Raw genomic sequence first — 17,932 nt, 5'->3', positions numbered from 1 at the left:
GGCGGAGCGCCTGGTCTACGACTCCCGCGCGCCGATGAGCGCCTCGGAGATGATCCCGGCCGCCGCTCGAAGGGCCCCGACCGCGCGGGCGCGCAGGTCCTCGTCGAATCGGGCGACCGGCCCGGAGATGCCGACCGCCATGGGTGTCGGGGCACCGGGCACCGCGACGGCGATGCCGCAGACCCCGACCTCGTACTCCTGTTCGTCGGTGGCGACGCCCTCCGCCCGCACCTGCTCGACAGCGGCGAACACGCCGGACAACGACGTGATGCTCCGCTCGGTGGCGGCGGTGAGACCGGCCTGGGTGACGTGTTTCAGGATTCGTGCGTCGTCGAGTTCGGCGAGGACCGCCTTGCCGACGGCGGTGTTGTGCATCGTCACCCGACGCCCGACCTCGTTGTTGGTGCGCATGCTGTGCGGTGACGGGACCTGGGCGACGTAGATGACCATGTCGCCGTCGAGTACGGCGAGGCTCGCGGTCTCGCTCAGCTCGGCGACCAGGGACGTGAGCACGGGTGCGGCCACTGCCCCGAGCTGGCGGTTGGCCACCTCACCGAGTCGGATGAGCCGGGGACCCAGAGCATACGAGCGATTGGGCAGTTGCCGGACGTATCCGATGCCGACGAGGGTCCGCAGCAGCCGGTGGATGGTCGGCGGCGGCAGCGGCGACTCTGCCGACAGATGGCTCAGGGAACACTCGCCGCCGGCGCGTCCGATGAGTTCGAGCAGCTCGAACGCGCGCTCGACCGACTGGACACCGCCCGAGTTCCCCGCCATCGCCACCTCCGTAGTCCGGCGCAACTTTACGTTCCATCATGTGAAACCACAATCAGAGTCCACGCGAACATGAAGCTGCCGACGTGGAGATATTCAGCTAAACTCCACTCTGCGGAATTACTTTTCCATCGAATCGACGAAGGGTCTTCATGAGCGTGCAGTCCGGTCGCCTCGGTGCGGCCTTTCTCGCCCAGGTCGAGGCAGCCCTCGCCCCCGCGGACGCTCTGCTGTCCGACCGGTATCCGGGCGAGGACGGAAGCCGTCAGCCGGTCCACACGGTTTACGTCCCTGCCGACCGCTTCTCAGCGGACCTCTCGCAGGAGTGGGGACGTGCGGCACTGAACACCGCCGCAGATCACGGCGGACTCGCGGCGATCGCCCGCGCGACCGACGCCGGGACCGACTCGGCCGCAACCGAACTCGCGGACCTCGTGGAGAACAAGCTGCGTACCGAGCCGATCGAGGATCTGCGCATCGACTTCGAGGACGGCTACGGCGTCCGCTCCGATGACGAGGAGGACGAGGCCGTGGCGGCTGCCGTCGCGGCAGTCCGCGACGCCGGCGCCACCTCCCCGCCGTTCATCGGCATCCGTTTCAAGTGCTTCGAGGCCGACGTCCGGGCCCGCGGACTGCGCACCCTCGACCTGTTCGTCTCCGGCTTGGCAGAGACGGGCGACCTACCCGCCGGGTTGACGCTGACCCTGCCGAAAGTCACCTCGGTCGACCAGGTGGCCGCGATGGTGACCGTCGCCCACGAGCTCGAACGGGTCCACGGGCTCCCCCACGGACGCATCGGGTTCGAGATCCAGGTGGAGACCCCGCAGGCGGTCATGGGGGTCGACGGCACGGCCGCCGTCGCCAAGATGATCCACGCCGGCAATGGTCGGGTGACTTCGCTGCACTACGGGACCTACGACTATTCGGCGTCCCTCGGTATCGCCGCCGCCTATCAGTCGATGGAACATCCGGCGGCCGACCACGCGAAGGCCGTCATGCAGCTCGCCGCGGCCGGCACCGGTGTGCGCCTGTCGGACGGATCGACGAACATCCTCCCGGTCGGCGACCGCGAGACCGTCGAGGCCGGCTGGGCGTTGCACTCACGTCTGGTCCGCCGTCACCTCGAGCGCGGTATCTACCAGGGCTGGGATCTCCATCCGGCCCAGCTGGTCACCAGGTTCCTGGCGACGTATGCCTTCTACCGCGACGGATTCGATTCCGCCGCAACGCGGTTACGCAACTACGCGCACCAGATCTCCTCGTCGGTGCTCGACGAACCGGCGACGGCTCGCGCGCTCGCCGGCTTCATCCGGCGCGGCGAGGTGTGCGGTGCGTTGACCGTCGACGAGGTCGAGTCCGCGACCGACCTGCCCATCTCGAAGGTTCGCGACCTCGCCCTGCACCGACCACCGGTCTCGGGTGCCTGAACCGAACCCCAAGCCCACCATGACCATTTCCGACTCGAAGGATTTCTCGATGACCGCGTCGCCGTACTACACACCCGCCGGCGGACTTCCGCCGCAGACCGATCTGCTCTCCGACCGCGCGGTGGTCACCGAGGCCTACACGGTGATCCCGCGTGGCGTGCTCCGCGACATCGTCACGTCGGTCTTCCCCGAGTGGACCGACACCCGCGCCTGGGTGATCAACAGCCCGGTTCCCGGTGGCGCGCAGACCTTCTCCCAGGCGATTGTCGAGGTCGCCCCCGGTGGCGGATCGCCGGCGCCGGAACCACAGCCGGAGGTCGAGGGATTTCTCTTCGTCACCGCCGGCGCGCTGACCGTCACGGTCGCGGGTGAGGAGCACGTACTGACCGAGGGCGGTTTCGGCTTCCTGCCGGCGGGCACCGAGTGGTCGGCGCACAACGCCGGCGACGCCCCCACGTCCTTCCACTGGATCCGCAAGCGCTACCAGCCGATTGCGGGTCACACGCCGGCGCCGAAGTTCGGCAACGAACGCGACATCGAGCCCTCCCCCATGCCCGACACCGACGCGTGGAGCACCACGCGGATGCTGGATCCACAGGATCTCGCGTACGACATGCACGTCAACGTCGTCACCTTCAAGCCGGGCGGGTCGATCCCGTTCGCCGAGACCCACGTGATGGAGCACGGGCTGTACGTCCTGGAGGGCAAGGCCGTCTACCGCCTCAACGAGGACTGGGTCGAGGTGCAGGCCGGGGACTACATGTCGCTGCGCGCCTTCTGCCCGCAGGCCTGCTACGCCGGTGGACCGTCGAATTTCCGGTACCTGCTCTACAAGGACGTGAATCGGCAGATCGTGCTCTGACACAGGCACTCCGGCGAGACGTGTTCCATACACTCTCGATCATGACCCGAACCGACATCCACGTCCCTTCCGGTGAAGGCTTCTGCGCGGCATGGCTCTATCAGCCGACCCCGCCCCGGCAGGAGGGCACATCACGGCCGGTCATCGTGATGGCTCACGGGCTGGGCGGCGTCAAGGAGATGCGCCTCGACGCCTTCGCCGACCGCTTCACCGCGATGGACTACGCATGCCTGGTCTTCGACTACCGCCATTTCGGTGGGAGTTCGGGCGAGCCACGCCAACTGCTCGACATCAACGAGCAACTGCAGGACTGGGAATCGGCCGTCGCGTACGCGCGCACCCTCGACGGCGTCGACCCCGACCGAGTCGTGTTGTGGGGAACATCCTTCGCCGGCGGCCACGTGATCATCACCGCCGCTCGCGACACTCGTGTCGCCGCCGTGATCGCGCAATGCCCGTTCACCGACGGCATCGCCTCTGCGTGGGCGATCCCGACACTGAGCTCGATCAAGATCACCGGCCGCGCTCTACGCGATGCCATCGGGGCCAGGTTCGGCCGGCCTCCGGTCATGATCCCGACCTACGGTCCGCCCGGATCGACGTCGCTGATGTCCACCCCGGACAGCATCGCCGGCATCACCGCGCTCATCCCGGAGGGCAGCGACATTCCCGAGGAGGTGGCCGCACGGTTCGGTCTCGACATCGTGCGCCACTTCCCGGGCCGGCAGGCACGCAACGTGACCTGCCCGATCTTCTTCGCCATCTGCGAGCGCGACAGCGTGGCGCCGCCTCGACCGACCCTGAGGTACGCAGCCCAGGCGCCACGCAGCGAGATCAAGCTCTACGACGCCGGCCACTTCGACATCTACGTCGGCGACGACTTCGAGCGCAACGTCTCCGACCAGCTCGATTTCCTCAGCCGACACGTCCCCGTGAACCCGGGATGACTGCGGTGGCGCATTTGGGTGCACGCCTGGAGCACCACGTCAACGTCGCGCGTTCTGCCCGAAGGCCGGCTACGCCGAGGCCGCACGACGTCGCCGGCCGATGAGAAGTCCGCTGTTGGTCGGTCAGTCCCGGTGAGTACCCGGAGACGACGAGAGGGAGCGCATGTCCACCGACAACCCCAAGGCGCGATCGATATCGGCAGCTGCCGATCACGTGGTCGCCATGACTGCCACGATCGCCGATACGGAACTGGCCCGTCCGACCCCGTGTCGCGACCTGAACCTCGCCGCCCTGCTGACCCATGTTGACGGCCTGTCGCAGGCGTTCTCGGCTGCGGCACGCAAAGAGTTCGGCCCGCTGACGTCGACGCCGCCAGACCCGACGCAGAACCAGCAGACCCAACTGCCGTCGGAGTGGCGGGACGATATGCAACGTCACGTGCACGACCTCGCGGATTCGTGGGACGATGATGCCGCCTGGGAGGGGATGACCCAGGCCGGCGGTGTCGAGTTGCCCGCCGAGATCATGGGGATGGTGGCACTATCGGAACTGGTGCTACACGGCTGGGATATCGCGCGCGCCGCGGGCATCTCGTTCGATGTGCCCGATGAGATCCTTTAGGTCGTCTTCGACTTCCACTTCCCACCGCAACCGCAGGACGAGCGCGACGGCATGTTCGGACCGGTGGTCGAGGTGCCCGACGATGCACCCCTCGCCGACCGGCTCGCCGGCTTGACCGGTCGGGACCCGCGGTGGTCTCGGACAACCGCACAGAACTAGCCGTTGTGCGGGCCTCATCTCCGGACGCCCCTCGGACGGAACGGATACCCGTCGATCAGATCGTGAACGGCCAGCCGGTGATCTTCTTCTCCCGCGGCTTGGCGTAGGTCCGGACCTTCGACGTCGAGAGTCCCATCCGGACAAGACCTTCGGCGATCGTGACGGCCGAGCGCACACCGTCGACGATCGGCACGCCGGTCGCGGCGCGGACCTGTTCCTCGAGTTCGGCCATCCCGCCGCAGCCGAGGCAGATCACCTCGGCGTGGTCGTCGGCAACCGCCTGCCGGGACTGTTCGACGATCGCCTTGACCGCCCGTTCCGGATCCGACTCGAGTTCCAGCACACCGAGACCCGAGGCCCGGACCGATGCGCAGCGCTGGTCGAGTCCGGCGAGCTTGAGCCGGTCCTCGATCAGCGGGACCGTGCGGTCCAGCGTCGTCACGACCGAGAACCGGTGACCCAGATACATCGCCGTCGACGCCGCGGCCTCGGTGATGTCGACGACCGGGACCTCGAGGAGTTCCTGCAGTCCCTCGCGTCCGTGTTCGCCGTACCCGGCCTGGATGACGGCGTCATACGGCTCGGGGTAGGCGAGGATCGCGTCCATCACCGCGATCGCGGCGAGGTAGGACTCGAAGTTGCCCTCGCACGAGTCGGCACCGAACCGTGGTGTGATGCCGACGATCTCGGTGCCGGGCGAGGCGACCGAGCGTGCCGAGGAGGCGATGGCCTCGGTCATCGACTCGGTCGTGTTGACGTTGGCGACGAGGATGCGCATCGGATCTTCCTCCGGGGTTGTCAGTGGGTGCTGGGGACGGAGATCGGCTCACCCGACACCTCGGCGAACGGTCCCCGGCGGTCGGCCACCAGCAGGTAGACGACCGCGCCGAGACCGGCACCGATGAACCAGGAGAACTCCGAGACCACCTCGAAAGCCGAGACGAAGGCCATCACCAGGGCGATGGCGGCCGTCGGGACCAGGGCGACGATGGCCCGCATGTTCACGCCGTTGCGGTAATGGTAAGCGGCATCCGGGGCTTCGCTGAACAACGCGGGGACGTCGATCCGCGAGCGTCGGACGAGCCAGTAGTCGGCCATGACGATGCCGAACAGCGGCCCGAGGAGCGCACCGAGTCCACCGAGGAAGTAGTTGATCACCGCGGGCGAGTTGTAGAGATTCCACGGCAGGATGACCAGGCCGATGACCGCCGCGACGAATGCTGCACGCCGGAAGTCGAGGTGGCGCGGAAACAGGTTGGACAGCGCGTAGATCGGGGCGACGAAGTTGGCCATCAGGTTGACCGCCACGGTCAGGATCAACAGCGCCAGGCAGGCCAGCACCAGCAGGAAGGTGTTGGGCACGGTCTGGACGATGTCCGACGGCGACTCGATGACGCGGCCGTCGATCCGGAACTGGGCGCCGGCCAGGACGACCACGATGCCGCCGAACAGCAGCATGTTGAGCGGGATGCCCCAGAAGTTGCCGCGCACGATCGCCTTTCGCGATTCGGCGTTGCGGGTGAAATCGCAGAAGTTCAGGACGAAGGTGCCGTAGATGGCGACCCACAGGCTGGCGCCGCCGATGATCTTGAGCCACATGTCGACACCGGTGAGCGAGTCGGGCGTCGACCACGCGATGCTCCAGTCGGCGTTGCTCAGCATCCAGATGGCCAGCGCGACCATCGTGATCAGGATGACCGGACCGGCGAAGGCCTCGTAGCGACGGATCATCTCCATGCCGTAGCTGACGATGATCACCTGGATGACCCACAACGACACGAAGGAGATCCAGCCGAGGGTCGAGAGCCCGAGGAACCGGTTGGTGTCCAGATCGGCCGCACCCGGGAACAGCGCGACCAGCATGATCCGGAGGACGACGGACGCGAGGTAGGTCTGGATGCCGAACCACGCGATGGCGACTCCACCGCGGATGAGGGCCGGGATCTGCGCGCCGCGGATGCCGAACGAGATTCGGCTCATGACCGGGAACGGCACACCGGTCTTCTCGCCCATGAAACCGGAGAGGTTCAGAAGCAGGAAGAGGAAGACGCCGCCGAGCACCAGCGCCGTCAGGATCTGCCAGCCGCCCAGTCCGAGCGCGAAGAGGCCGATCGCGAACGCGTAGTTGCCGAGGCTGTGAACGTCGTTGGCCCACAACGTGAAGATGTTGTAGCTGCTCCAGCGTCGGCCGACGCGGCTGGTGGGCGCCAGGTCGTCGTTGTACAGCTTGGGACTCAGCCCGGCCGGGACGGTTCCGGTCACACCGTGCGCGTCCTCGGCGACGGGGATGCCGGTCCGGGACGTCGTCGACGTCGCCTCGTCGCGCTGGATCGTGAACGGTTCAGTGCTCATCTCTGCACTTTCGGTCGGACGGTCGATGACCGCGCTCGTACACTCGCGAAGTTTCCGTGATGTGGAATTAGTGTTCCGCGTGCGTGAAGGTTATCCGCATCGTCAGGGGCGTTGTCAATAGCACCGCCCAGCACTACTCGCGAGCCGCGTTTCCGAAATAGCATCGCAAGATTCCACGATGAGGAATCTGCTGGGTTAGTCTCTGGACCGACCCCCGGACACGGCGACCACCCAAGGAGTCCCGCCCCATGACCGCAGAAACCGGTGCCCCGACCCCTCTCTCCGATTCCGCCTCCGACGTGACCGAAGCGCCGTTCGACCTGGTCGTGCGGGGCCGCCAGACGCTGACGACGGCCGGTATCGTGGCGCGGGAGATCGGCATCCGCGGCGGGCGTGTCGTCGCCATCGAACCGCTCGGGAGCGGACTGGCCGGCCGCGAGGTCATCGAGCTGGCCGACGACCAGGTGATGATCCCCGGACTGGTGGACACCCATGTGCACGTCAACGAGCCCGGCCGCACCGAATGGGAGGGCTTCGACTCGGCCACCCGTGCGGCGGCCGCCGGCGGCGTCACCACGCTCATCGACATGCCGCTCAACTCGATCCCGCCCACCGTGAACGTCGACGCGCTGGCCGAGAAGCGCGCAGCCGCGCAGGGCAAGACGCACATCGACGTCGGTTTCTGGGGCGGCGCCATCCCCGGCAACGAAGACGACCTACGCGGACTGCACGACGCGGGCGTGTTCGGCTTCAAGTGCTTCCTGCTGCACTCGGGGGTCGACGAGTTCCCGCACCTGACGGCCGACGAGATGGAAGCCGACATGGCGAAGCTCGCCGAGTTCGACTCGCTGATGATCGTCCACGCCGAGGACTCCCGCGCCATCGACAACGCCCCGTCACCGGAAGGCGACGACTACGCCCGCTTCCTCGCGTCGCGGCCGCGGGGCGCCGAGAACCTGGCGATCGCCGAGGTCATCGAGCGTGCGCGATGGACGGGCGTGCGTGCACACGTGCTCCACCTGTCCTCGTCGGACGCCCTGCCGATGCTGGCCAGCGCGAAGAACGACGGGGTGAAGATCACGGTCGAGACCTGCCCGCACTACCTCACCCTGCTGGCCGAGGAGGTGCCCAACGGCGCGACGGCCTTCAAGTGCTGTCCGCCCATCCGCGAGGCCGGCAACCGCGAGTTGCTCTGGGAGGGACTGCTCGACGGCACGATCGACTGCATCGTCTCCGACCACTCGCCGTCGACCATCGATCTCAAGGACCCCGAGAACGGCGACTTCGGCGTCGCGTGGGGCGGCGTCGCGTCACTGCAGCTCGGGCTGTCGCTCATCTGGTCGGAGGCCAAGAAACGCGGCATCGACCTTCCGCAGGTCATCGAGTGGATGGCGTCGAAGCCCGCGGATCTCGCCGGCCTGCCGACCAAGGGCCGCATCGCCCTCGGCTGCGATGCCGACTTCGCGATCTTCGAGCCAGAATCCGCCCATATCGTCGACGTCAACCGGCTCCACCACAAGAATCCGGTGAGCCCGTACGACGGCCGCGCGTTGGCCGGGGTGGTCACGGGGACCTGGGTTCGCGGACAGCGGGTCGACTTCGAGACCCCGCGGGGTCGGATGCTCCGCCGCGGCGACGTCTGAGTACGCCCGACGCGTCGCGTCATGCCGGTTGAGCCGACACCGAGCGTAGCGAGGCGTCGCGTCGAAACCCCGCCCGCCACCGAGCGTAGCGAGGCGTTACCACCGCCCACAGCCAGAACAGTGCCGGATGCCCCACCCGGTAAGCTCGATCGAATGAGTTCGGATGACCAGCACGCCGGCCTGGCCGATGAGTTGGCCGCGCGTTCCGACGACGAGCTCACCGAACTGCTGATCGAACGCCCCGACCTCGCCTCCCCAACTCCGCAGGGCACCCGGGTCCTGGCGCAGCGTGCTCTCTCGGCGGCGTCGTTGGCGCTGGCCGGGGAGGATCTCGACGTCCTGGCAGTGACGGTCCTGGAGCAGGCGATCGCGCTGGGCAGCCGTAGTACCGCGAAGACCAAGCGCCCATCGGTCACCAAGATCGTCAAGGCGCTGTCCGGGCGCGCCGACGCCGATGCCGTCCGGGCGCGCATCGACCTTCTCCGACGCCGCGCGATCCTCTGGGGCGACAAGACCTCTCTCTGCGCCGGCGAGCACGTGGAGTCCGCGATGCCGTGGCGGTCATCGCATCTCACCGGCCCGATGGCGGGGCGGACCGGCGAGGAGATCGCCGCGATGATCGCCGATCTCGACGAGCGACCGAGAGAGCTCCTGGAGACCCTCGCTCGCGGTCCGGCCCTGGGTCGCAGCCGCGACGCGGCCCCCGACGCCGACCCGTCCACGCCGGTCGCACAGCTGATCTCGTCGGGACTACTGGCCCGCGTCGACAATCAGACCGTCGAACTCCCACCCATGGTCGGAGCGGTGATCCGCGACGAACCAGCCTGGCGCACCGATGATCTCACTCCCCCTCCGTTGCACGAACCGGGTCTCAAGCCCCGCTTCCCGGCCAAGGCGGTCGACGCCGCGGCGGGCGGCGAGGCACTCGAACTCATCCGCCACCTCACCTCGCTGATCAACGTCCTCGGCGCCACCCCCGCCGCGGTCCTGCGGTCCGGAGCGCTGGGCGTCCGCGAACTCCGACGCCTCGCCAAGCTCACCGGCATCGAGACCGGGAGCGTCGCCTTCCTGATCGAACTCGCCGGTTACCTCCGGATCATCGACGCCGGGTTCCCGGAACCTCCGCCGCCCAACGACTCCGGCGAGCAGGCCTTCGCCCCGACCTCCACCGCGGACACCTGGATGCACCAGCCGCGCGAACGCCAGTGGCTGTCCCTGGCCGACGCCTGGCTGCACATGCCCCGCCGCGCCTGGCAGGTCGGCGACCCCGACCGCGACGGCAACGCGATGGCCACCCTGTCCGCCGAACTCCACGACGCCTACGCCCCCATCCAGCGGCAGCTCATCCTGTCGACGCTCGCCCACGCCGATCCGGCGGTCGCGGTGTCGCCCGACGCCGTGCTGGCGAACCTGCACTGGCATCGGCCGCGCCAGATCCGACGCTTCAGCCGACGCCTCGTCGCCGAAACCCTGCGTGAGGCACGCGAAATCGGCCTCGTCGCGCACGATGCGCTGACCACCGTCGGCCGGGCCTACACCGTCGAACCGCCGGCCGACGCCGATCCCGCCGACGCCGACGCCGCGGTCCTGGCGGCGATGCGGGCCGTACTGCCCGAGCCGGTGGACCACTTCCTCACCCAGGCCGACCTCACGCTCACCGTGCCGGGCCCGATGACACCGGAACTCGCCGAGCAGGTCGAACTCGTCGCCGACCTCGAATCCGGTGGCGCGGCGTCGGTGTACCGGATCACCCCGGAGAGCGTGCGCCGCGCGCTCGACGCCGGACGCAGCAGCAACGAGCTGCTGTCGATGTTCACCACCCATTCGAGAACTCCGGTGCCACAATCTCTTTCGTATCTGATCGAGGACGTCGCCCGTAAGCACGGACAGTTGCGGGTCGGCGTCGCGTCGGCCTTCATCCGCTGCGAGGACTCGACGGTCCTGGCCGCGGTGCTGCGCAGTCCGGCCGCCGAACCCCTTGCGCTGCGGGCGCTCGCCCCGACCGTGGCGATCTCGCCGTCGGAGGTGCGCGAGGTGATCGATCAGCTGCGCGCCGCGGGATTCGCTCCGGCAGGCGAGGATTCGTCGGGCGCCGTCGTCGACCTCCGCGAACGCGGCAGTCGCGTCACCGTGTCGCGGGCACGTCGCCAGAGCCAGCCGCGCCGCAGCGCGCCGTCGGCGGAACAGCTGCGTTCGGTGGTCGGACGGATCCGCTCGACCGACCGCGCCGCGGCGGCCACCCCGGTACGCACCACCTCGACCTCGACACCCGTGCGGGCGACCGGCGGCGGCGAGTCGGCCACCGCGCTGATCCAGCTCGCACTGCGCGCCCACCGGCGTCTCCGCGTCGGATATGTCGACGCCCAGGGGTCGGCCAGCCGCCACGTCGTGACCCCGAAGGTCCTCGGCGCCGGCCAACTGGTGGCCGTCGAAGACGGCAACGACACCGAGCAGCGGTTCTCCCTGCACCGCCTCACCAGCGTCGAGCTGCTCGACGCCTAGTCTGCGCCGGTCCGGCGAAATTCTCGTCCCCCTGAGCACCACCCGAGGGCATATTGCCCCCGGACACCCTTCAGGGGGACGAATTTCTCAGCCGTCCGGCCGCCCAATGGAACGACCTGTGACATCCGTCTCAGAATCTTGGTAGGCTCACGGGTACTCAGCCGAGGAAAGTTGGCCCGTCATGACCGCTGTGCGCCCTCTCGCCGACGCTACCGCCGACGTCCCGGACACCTACCAGCACGACCTGGTATCGAGGATCAAACCGCCGTCACGACGCCGGCGTCCGGTGACACGCCCCGCCGACCTCGTCACCGTCATCGGTCCGACGCTCTCCGTCGCGAACGTGATCATGCAGCTGTCCAACCCGAAGGTCGGGTACGGCGTCCACGAGAGCCGCGTCCCGCGGGGCAACGCCATCAAGCGCCCGACCAAACGGGCCCGCACCACCGGCACCTTCCTGGCCGTCGCGCTGATGGGCAGCGACGAGGACAATGCCTACATCCACGAGTTCGTCGGCCGTGTCCACGACCAGGTCTACTCCACCGAGACCAGCCCCGTCCGCTACAGCGCCAACGATTCGCGTCTGCAGCTGTGGGTCGCGGTGTGCCTGCTCAAGTACTTCATCGACCAGTACGAACTGATCTACGGACCGCTCACCGAGGCCGAGAAGCAGATGGTCCTCACCGAGGCGCATCCGCTCGGCACCGCGCTCAACGTCCCCCGCGACAAGTGGCCGGCCACCTACGACGAGCTCCTCGTCTACTGGAACAGCCAGCTGGCCGAACTGCGGATCGACGAGCCGGTGCGCCAGGAACTACGCAATCTCGCCGACCTCTCGTTCCTCGAGTTCCGCGCCGGCGTCGTGGGCACCGTCGCCCACAAGACCCTCGGCGGTTTCCTCACCTACGCCATCAACGCAGGCCTCCCCCCGGAGTTCCGCGCGATGATGGGCTGGACCTGGACCGAGGACGACGCCCGCCGCTACCAGTCGATTCTCGCCGCGATGCGCGTCGTCGACCCGGTCGTGGCACCGCTTCTGCGGGGTATTTTCCGGCTGAACATCGTCGACCTGCGGGTGCGCCGACGGCTCGGCATCCCCGTGTTCTGACCCACAAAGAGGCCCGTCGCTGACAATCGGTGCTCCCATCTGGACAATGGAGCGGGTGACCGATGGACCCCTGATCGTGCAATCCGACAAAACGCTGCTGCTCGAGGTCGACCACCCCGACGCGCCGGCGGCCCGTGCGGCGATCGCACCCTTCGCCGAGCTCGAACGTGCCCCCGAGCACGTGCACACCTACCGGGTCACGCCTCTCGCCCTGTGGAATGCGCGCGCCGCGGGTCACGACGCCGAACAGGTCGTCGACGCGCTGGTCACCTACTCGCGCTATGCCGTGCCGCAGCCGCTGCTGATGGACGTCGTCGACACGATGGGCCGCTTCGGCCGCCTGCAGCTGGTGAAGCACCCGGCGCACGGACTGACCCTCGTCAGCCTCGACCGTGCGGTGCTGCTCGAGGTCATGCGCAACAAGAAGGTCGCCCCGATGCTGGGTGCGCAGATCGACGACGACACCGTCATCGTCCATCCGTCCGAGCGCGGCCGCCTCAAGCAGGTGCTGCTGAAGGTCGGCTGGCCGGCCGAGGACCTCGCGGGTTATGTCGACGGCGAGGCGCATCCCATCGCCCTCGCCCAGGACGACTGGCACCTGCGCGACTATCAGGAGATGGCGGCCGACTCGTTCTGGGCCGGCGGCTCCGGTGTGGTCGTGCTGCCGTGTGGTGCGGGCAAGACGATGGTCGGCGCGGCCGCGATGGCCAAGGCCGGCGCCACCACACTGATCCTGGTGACCAACACCGTCGCCGGCCGGCAGTGGAAGCGCGAGCTGATCGCCCGCACCACGCTGACCGAGGAGGAGATCGGCGAGTACTCCGGCGAGCGCAAGGAGATCCGTCCGGTCACCATTGCGACCTATCAGGTGATGACGCGAAAGTCGAAGGGCGAGTACAGGAATCTCGACCTCTTCGACTCCCGCGACTGGGGCCTGATCATCTACGACGAGGTGCACCTGCTGCCCGCCCCGGTCTTCCGCATGACCGCCGACCTGCAGTCGCGCCGACGCCTCGGCCTCACCGCGACCCTGGTCCGCGAGGACGGCCGCGAAGATGACGTCTTCTCCCTCATCGGCCCCAAGCGTTACGACGCCCCGTGGAAGGACATCGAGGCCCAGGGCTGGATCGCACCCGCCGAGTGCATCGAGGTCCGCGTGACGCTCACCGACGAGGAGCGCCTGCAGTACGCGGTCGCCGAGCCAGAGGAGAAGTACAAGCTCTGCTCCACCGCGCACACCAAGGTCAACGTGGTGAAGGCGATCCTGAACAAGCACCAGGGGGCGCCGACGCTGGTGATCGGCGCCTATATCGACCAGCTGGAGGAGCTCGGCCGCGAACTCGACTGCCCGGTCATCCAGGGGTCGACGAAGAACAAGGAGCGCGAGATCCTGTTCGACCGCTTCCGTTCCGGCGAGTTGCAGACGCTCGTCGTGTCCAAGGTGGCGAACTTCTCCATCGACCTCCCGGAGGCGTCGGTAGCCGTCCAGGTGTCGGGCACCTTCGGGTCACGCCAGGAAGAGGCCCAGCGCCTCGGTCGCCTGCTGCGACCGAAACACGATGGCGGACAAGCCCACTTCTACTCGGTGGTGTCCCGCGACACCCTCGACGCCGATTACGCCGCACACCGGCAGCGGTTCCTCGCCGAGCAGGGTTACGCGTACCGCATCACCGACGCCGACGACCTCCTCGGCCCGACCATCGGGGACACCACCTCCGCGGACTGAGTCAGGCCCCGACCCCGGCGGCGAGACCCGCCGGGGTCGACCACGCCCCTGTCCCCCGTCAGATCTCGACGAGGCAATATCCGATCGACTCCGGCTGGAAGAACGTCCAGCGGGCTTCGCCCGTGGCGCAGGTGACCGACGAGGTGGCCCGTGTGCTGACGCGCGCGAGTACCGTCCGCAACGCGGGCGCACTCGTGCACGGAACCTCGCGATAGTCCGACAGCGACCCGCCCTCCTTCGGGATCAGATAGCAGAGCCCCTGGTAGAAATTCGGTGTGAGGCACAGCTTCCGGGTGCTGTTCGGGAAGGTCAGCGTCGAATTCTGTTCGCTGGCACAGGACGTGGATGCGGGGATGATCGACGCGGTGTAGAAGTTCATGCCCGACGAGTCGCAGTCGACCTTCGACGCCAGCACCGTCGTCGACGACCCCGCCTGCATGGCGATGCTGACGCATTCGCCGAGTTGCACGTCGTCGGGTCCGGTGACCGACAGTGGCGTGGTGTCGGTGGTGCGGGCCGCGGGACTCTGGCCCGGGGTGGTCCCGGCGGACTCCGTGGGGCCGGCTGCGTTCGTCGTCGATGTCCCCGACGCCTCGGGTGGGCTCGACACCTTGGTCGCCACGTAGACGATGCCACCGACGATGGCGAGGACCAGCACGAGCGCGAGCGCACCGAGCGCGATCAGTACCCCCGACCCCTTCTTCCCGGGCGGCGGCGTCGGGTATCCGGGTTGCGACGGATACCCCTGGTAGCCGCCGGGATACGAACCCGGTGGCGGTTGTCCGGGCGAATACCCCGGCGACCCGGTGCCGGGCGAAGCCCCGGCATACGACGGTTGACCCCCGTAGGGCGGCTGCGCGGCCCGAGGCGATTGCTGCGGCCCATGGCTCCCCGGCCGCTGATACGGAGCACCGATTCCCGGTCCGGGCGTCGAACCGGGGGCTGGCAGCGGCGGCCCCTTGGACAGCTTCGGCGGGTCCGGTGTGGTGAGTGCTCGTTCGAGTTCGACGCCGAACTCACGGCACGAGCGATAGCGGCGTTCGGGTTCCTTGGCCAGTGCGCGACTGAACACCGCGTCGGCCGCGGGCGAGATCCCGGGACGCAGGCTCGACAGTCGTGGCGGCATCGACTGCAGATGGTGGGCGATGATCGACGCCGTGCCGGAGCCCTGGAACGGTGGCCGGCCGGTGAGGAGTTCGAAGACGGTGGCGGCGAGCGCGTACTGGTCGGCGCGGCCGTCGACGGTGTCGCCGAGCAGTTGCTCCGGCGCCGCGTAGGCCACGGTGCCGAGGAAGACGTTGGTCGACGTCAGATGGCTGACGTCCTGTTCCGACTTGGCAATCCCGAAGTCCGCGAGCAACACTCGCGGTTCTGGACTGTCGAGGCCCTGGAGCAGGATGTTGGCGGGTTTGACGTCGCGGTGCAGCAGGCCGGTGGCGTGGGCACGGTCGAGGGCGGCGCCGACGGACCGGACGATGGCGATGACGGTCTGCGGATCGAGTCCCTGCGGAGTCTTCCGCAACAGTTTGAGGGCGTCGATGCCGTCGATGAACTCCATCGCGATCCACAGATGACCGTCGTACTCACCGGAGTTGAAGATGGTGACGATCGACGGATGCACGACACTCGAGGCGTGTTCGGCCTCCTTGACGAACCGCTGCCGGTACATCGGGTCACGGCTGAGTTCGGCAGGCAGGACCTTCAGCGCCTCGTTGCGCGGCAGGTGCGGGTGTCGGGCCAGATAGATCTCGCCCATTCCGCCCCGACCGATGAGTCGGATGATCGTGTATCCGGCGAAGTGCTCCCCGGGGTTCCGCGGCATCGCCCCTCCTCATCCTTCTCGGCAGGTTGTCCAAGTCTGTCACCTCCAGATCGTGTGCGGCGACCACAACGTGTCCCGGCGTCGCTCAACCGGACCACCCCGGAACGATGCGGCGGTGGCCCGGTCGAGGGGCGATGAGGGTCAGGCGCCGGACAGCGACGCCAGGCAGTAGACGCGCGGTTCCGGCTTCTCGTAGGTGGCCTTGACCTGGCCTTCGGCGCATTCGAGCGAGCCGTCGCCGGTGGTCTCGACGCGATAGATCACGGAGTCGGGGCCGGCGTCGGCGTCGCAGTCGACCTCCTTGAAGTCGACCAGCGACCCACCCGCGGACTGCGGGATCGAGTAGCACTCACTCTGAGCGAAGTTCGGCATCAGACACAGACGGTCGGAGGTCTCGGGGAAGGTCAGGTAGTTCTCGAACTCGCCGCACTCGCCGGACACGATCTGCGACGCGATGAAGGTCATCGCGTCGGCGTCGCAATCCGACTTCGTCGCCTCGACCGTTGCATCGTCGCCGCCGGCCGTCCTGACCTGCACACATTGACCGATCGCCACATCCGACGGCTTGGAGACGTTGTTCGTCACACGCTCGACCGACGAACATCCGCCCAGCACCACCAGCGCGGCGCACGCCACGATCGCGATGATGCCCGCGGGTCGCACGCGACCAGACGTTCGAACCTTCGCCGGCGCTGTCATGCGAGGATCGTACGCTGCAATGACGTTGCAAAGCCCGGGAATCAGGCAGGTCAAACGCGGTCCGGACGCTGCACGGCCCGGCGATGTGCCACCCTGGACGCATGTCATTCGAGAGCAGGACCGCGACCCGTCTGCGGCCGTTCATGACCACGATCTTCGCCGAGATGTCGGCGCTGGCCGTCGAGCACGACGCCATCAACCTGGGGCAGGGTTTCCCCGACACCGACGGTCCGGAAGCGATGCTCGAAGCCGCCCGGCGCGCCATCACCGACGGCCACAACCAGTACCCGCCCGGGATCGGGGTCCTGGAACTGCGGCATGCGGTCGCGCGCCACCAGCGCGAGCACTACGACCTCGACTACGACCCCGACCGCGAGGTTCTGATCACGGTCGGCGCGACGGAAGCGGTCGCGGGTGCCATCGTCGGGATCATCGAGCCGGGCGACGAGGTCATCATGATCGAGCCGTACTACGACGCCTACGCCGCGACCGTCGCGATGGCCGGTGGTGTCCGACGCGTCGTACCGCTCGTCCCCGACGGCGACGGTTTCCGCCTCGACCGCGAACGTCTCGCGGACGCCTTCGGCCCGAAGAGTGCCGTGTTCATGCTGAACACGCCGCACAATCCGACGGGCACCGTGCTCTCCGAGGACGACCTCGCCGAAATCGCCCGCCTGTGCATCGAATTCGACGTCATCGCGGTGACCGACGAGGTGTACGAACACCTGCTCTTCGACGGACGCACCCACACCCCGCTGGCGACCCTGCCCGAGATGCGCGAGCGTACGCTCCGGATCTCCAGCGCCGGTAAGACTTTCAACTGCACGGGCTGGAAGGTCGGCTGGATCAGTGGACCACCTGAACTGGTCGCCGCGGCCAAGACGGCCAAGCAGTACATGTCCTACGTCGGTTCCGGACCGTTCCAACCGGCCGTCGCGCACGCACTCGACAACGAGATCGGTTGGGTCCGTGGATCGGCCGCCGCGCTGCAGGAGAAGCGGGATATGATCACCGACGCGCTACTCGACGCCGGCTTCGACGTACATCGCAGCGAGGCAACCTATTTCGTCTGCGCCGATCCCCGCCCCCTCGGCATCGACGACGGCATCGAGTTCTGCCGGTCGTTGCCGGAACGGATCGGCGTCGCCGCGGTCCCGGTCAGCGTCTTCGCCGACGACCGTGAACCCTGGCACCACCTCGTACGCTTCGCCTTCGCCAAACGCGACGACGTTATCGCCGAAGCCGCGGAACGGTTGCGAAACCTCTGAGCTCCGCCCCCATGCCGGTTC

At 68.0% G+C, this 17,932-nt stretch carries 14 protein-coding genes; 9 read left to right on the top strand and 5 right to left on the bottom strand.

Annotation, left to right across the window (positions count from 1 at the left end; all coding sequences use genetic code 11):
* Positions 1-15 precede the first annotated feature (15 nt).
* Positions 16-777: an IclR family transcriptional regulator gene (locus tag GOAMI_RS18985; RefSeq protein WP_006438205.1), complete on the bottom strand. Its 762-nt coding sequence runs from the start codon at positions 775-777 to the stop codon at positions 16-18.
* A 149-nt stretch (positions 778-926) separates the two neighbouring features.
* Here GOAMI_RS18985 and GOAMI_RS18980 point away from each other — a divergent pair, with 149 nt between their 5' ends.
* The 4 genes from GOAMI_RS18980 to GOAMI_RS18965 all read left to right on the top strand — a co-directional run bounded on the left by GOAMI_RS18980 (position 927) and on the right by GOAMI_RS18965 (position 4,632).
* Complete coding sequence (locus tag GOAMI_RS18980) at positions 927-2,201, top strand: DUF6986 family protein (RefSeq protein WP_006438204.1); 1,275 nt, start codon at positions 927-929, stop codon at positions 2,199-2,201.
* A 49-nt stretch (positions 2,202-2,250) separates the two neighbouring features.
* Positions 2,251-3,063: a bifunctional allantoicase/(S)-ureidoglycine aminohydrolase gene (locus GOAMI_RS18975; RefSeq protein WP_006438203.1), complete on the top strand. Its 813-nt coding sequence runs from the start codon at positions 2,251-2,253 to the stop codon at positions 3,061-3,063.
* Between the two features lie 41 nt (positions 3,064-3,104).
* Positions 3,105-4,010, top strand: coding sequence for an alpha/beta hydrolase (locus GOAMI_RS18970; protein ID WP_081598273.1), 906 nt, complete (start codon positions 3,105-3,107; stop codon positions 4,008-4,010).
* A 163-nt stretch (positions 4,011-4,173) separates the two neighbouring features.
* Positions 4,174-4,632, top strand: a complete 459-nt coding sequence (locus tag GOAMI_RS18965; protein ID WP_006438201.1) for a TIGR03086 family metal-binding protein — start codon at positions 4,174-4,176, stop codon at positions 4,630-4,632.
* Between the two features lie 214 nt (positions 4,633-4,846).
* Here the strand turns inward: GOAMI_RS18965 and GOAMI_RS18960 are convergent, their stop codons facing one another.
* Both GOAMI_RS18960 and GOAMI_RS18955 read right to left on the bottom strand, forming a co-directional pair.
* Positions 4,847-5,569 carry an aspartate/glutamate racemase family protein gene (locus GOAMI_RS18960; protein ID WP_006438200.1) on the bottom strand — a complete coding sequence of 241 codons (723 nt, stop codon included), beginning with the start codon at positions 5,567-5,569 and terminating at the stop codon, positions 4,847-4,849.
* Positions 5,570-5,589: 20 nt separating this feature from the next.
* Entirely contained in the window at positions 5,590-7,143 is a 1,554-nt protein-coding gene (locus GOAMI_RS18955; protein ID WP_006438199.1) for an NCS1 family nucleobase:cation symporter-1, read from the bottom strand.
* Positions 7,144-7,391: 248 nt separating this feature from the next.
* Here GOAMI_RS18955 and allB point away from each other — a divergent pair, with 248 nt between their 5' ends.
* The 4 genes from allB to GOAMI_RS18935 all read left to right on the top strand — a co-directional run bounded on the left by allB (position 7,392) and on the right by GOAMI_RS18935 (position 14,122).
* Entirely contained in the window at positions 7,392-8,786 is a 1,395-nt protein-coding gene (gene allB / locus GOAMI_RS18950; RefSeq protein ID WP_006438198.1) for an allantoinase AllB, read from the top strand.
* Between the two features lie 153 nt (positions 8,787-8,939).
* Positions 8,940-11,288 carry a helicase-associated domain-containing protein gene (locus tag GOAMI_RS18945; protein WP_006438197.1) on the top strand — a complete coding sequence of 783 codons (2,349 nt, stop codon included), beginning with the start codon at positions 8,940-8,942 and terminating at the stop codon, positions 11,286-11,288.
* A gap of 181 nt (positions 11,289-11,469) precedes the next feature.
* A complete protein-coding gene (locus GOAMI_RS18940) occupies positions 11,470-12,396 on the top strand; it encodes an oxygenase MpaB family protein (RefSeq protein ID WP_006438196.1) in 927 nt (308 codons plus the stop codon).
* A 55-nt stretch (positions 12,397-12,451) separates the two neighbouring features.
* Positions 12,452-14,122 carry a DNA repair helicase XPB gene (locus GOAMI_RS18935; RefSeq protein ID WP_332490534.1) on the top strand — a complete coding sequence of 557 codons (1,671 nt, stop codon included), beginning with the start codon at positions 12,452-12,454 and terminating at the stop codon, positions 14,120-14,122.
* A 58-nt stretch (positions 14,123-14,180) separates the two neighbouring features.
* Here GOAMI_RS18935 and GOAMI_RS18930 read toward each other — a convergent pair whose 3' ends face one another.
* Both GOAMI_RS18930 and GOAMI_RS18925 read right to left on the bottom strand, forming a co-directional pair.
* On the bottom strand, positions 14,181-15,944 hold the full coding sequence (locus GOAMI_RS18930; protein WP_006438194.1) for a protein kinase domain-containing protein: 1,764 nt from the start codon (positions 15,942-15,944) through the stop codon (positions 14,181-14,183).
* Positions 15,945-16,085: 141 nt separating this feature from the next.
* Entirely contained in the window at positions 16,086-16,643 is a 558-nt protein-coding gene (locus tag GOAMI_RS18925) for a hypothetical protein (protein ID WP_040004991.1), read from the bottom strand.
* A 101-nt stretch (positions 16,644-16,744) separates the two neighbouring features.
* Here GOAMI_RS18925 and GOAMI_RS18920 point away from each other — a divergent pair, with 101 nt between their 5' ends.
* Positions 16,745-17,911 (top strand): pyridoxal phosphate-dependent aminotransferase, encoded by a 1,167-nt coding sequence (locus tag GOAMI_RS18920; protein ID WP_006438192.1) that lies wholly within the window; start codon positions 16,745-16,747, stop codon positions 17,909-17,911.
* The last annotated feature ends 21 nt before the right edge of the window (positions 17,912-17,932 follow it).

The organism is Gordonia amicalis NBRC 100051 = JCM 11271 (genome assembly GCF_000332995.1).
GTDB lineage: Bacteria > Actinomycetota > Actinomycetes > Mycobacteriales > Mycobacteriaceae > Gordonia > Gordonia amicalis.
The sequence above is the reverse complement of the archived record's forward strand: the minus strand, read 5'-3'. Positions and strand labels throughout refer to the sequence as shown.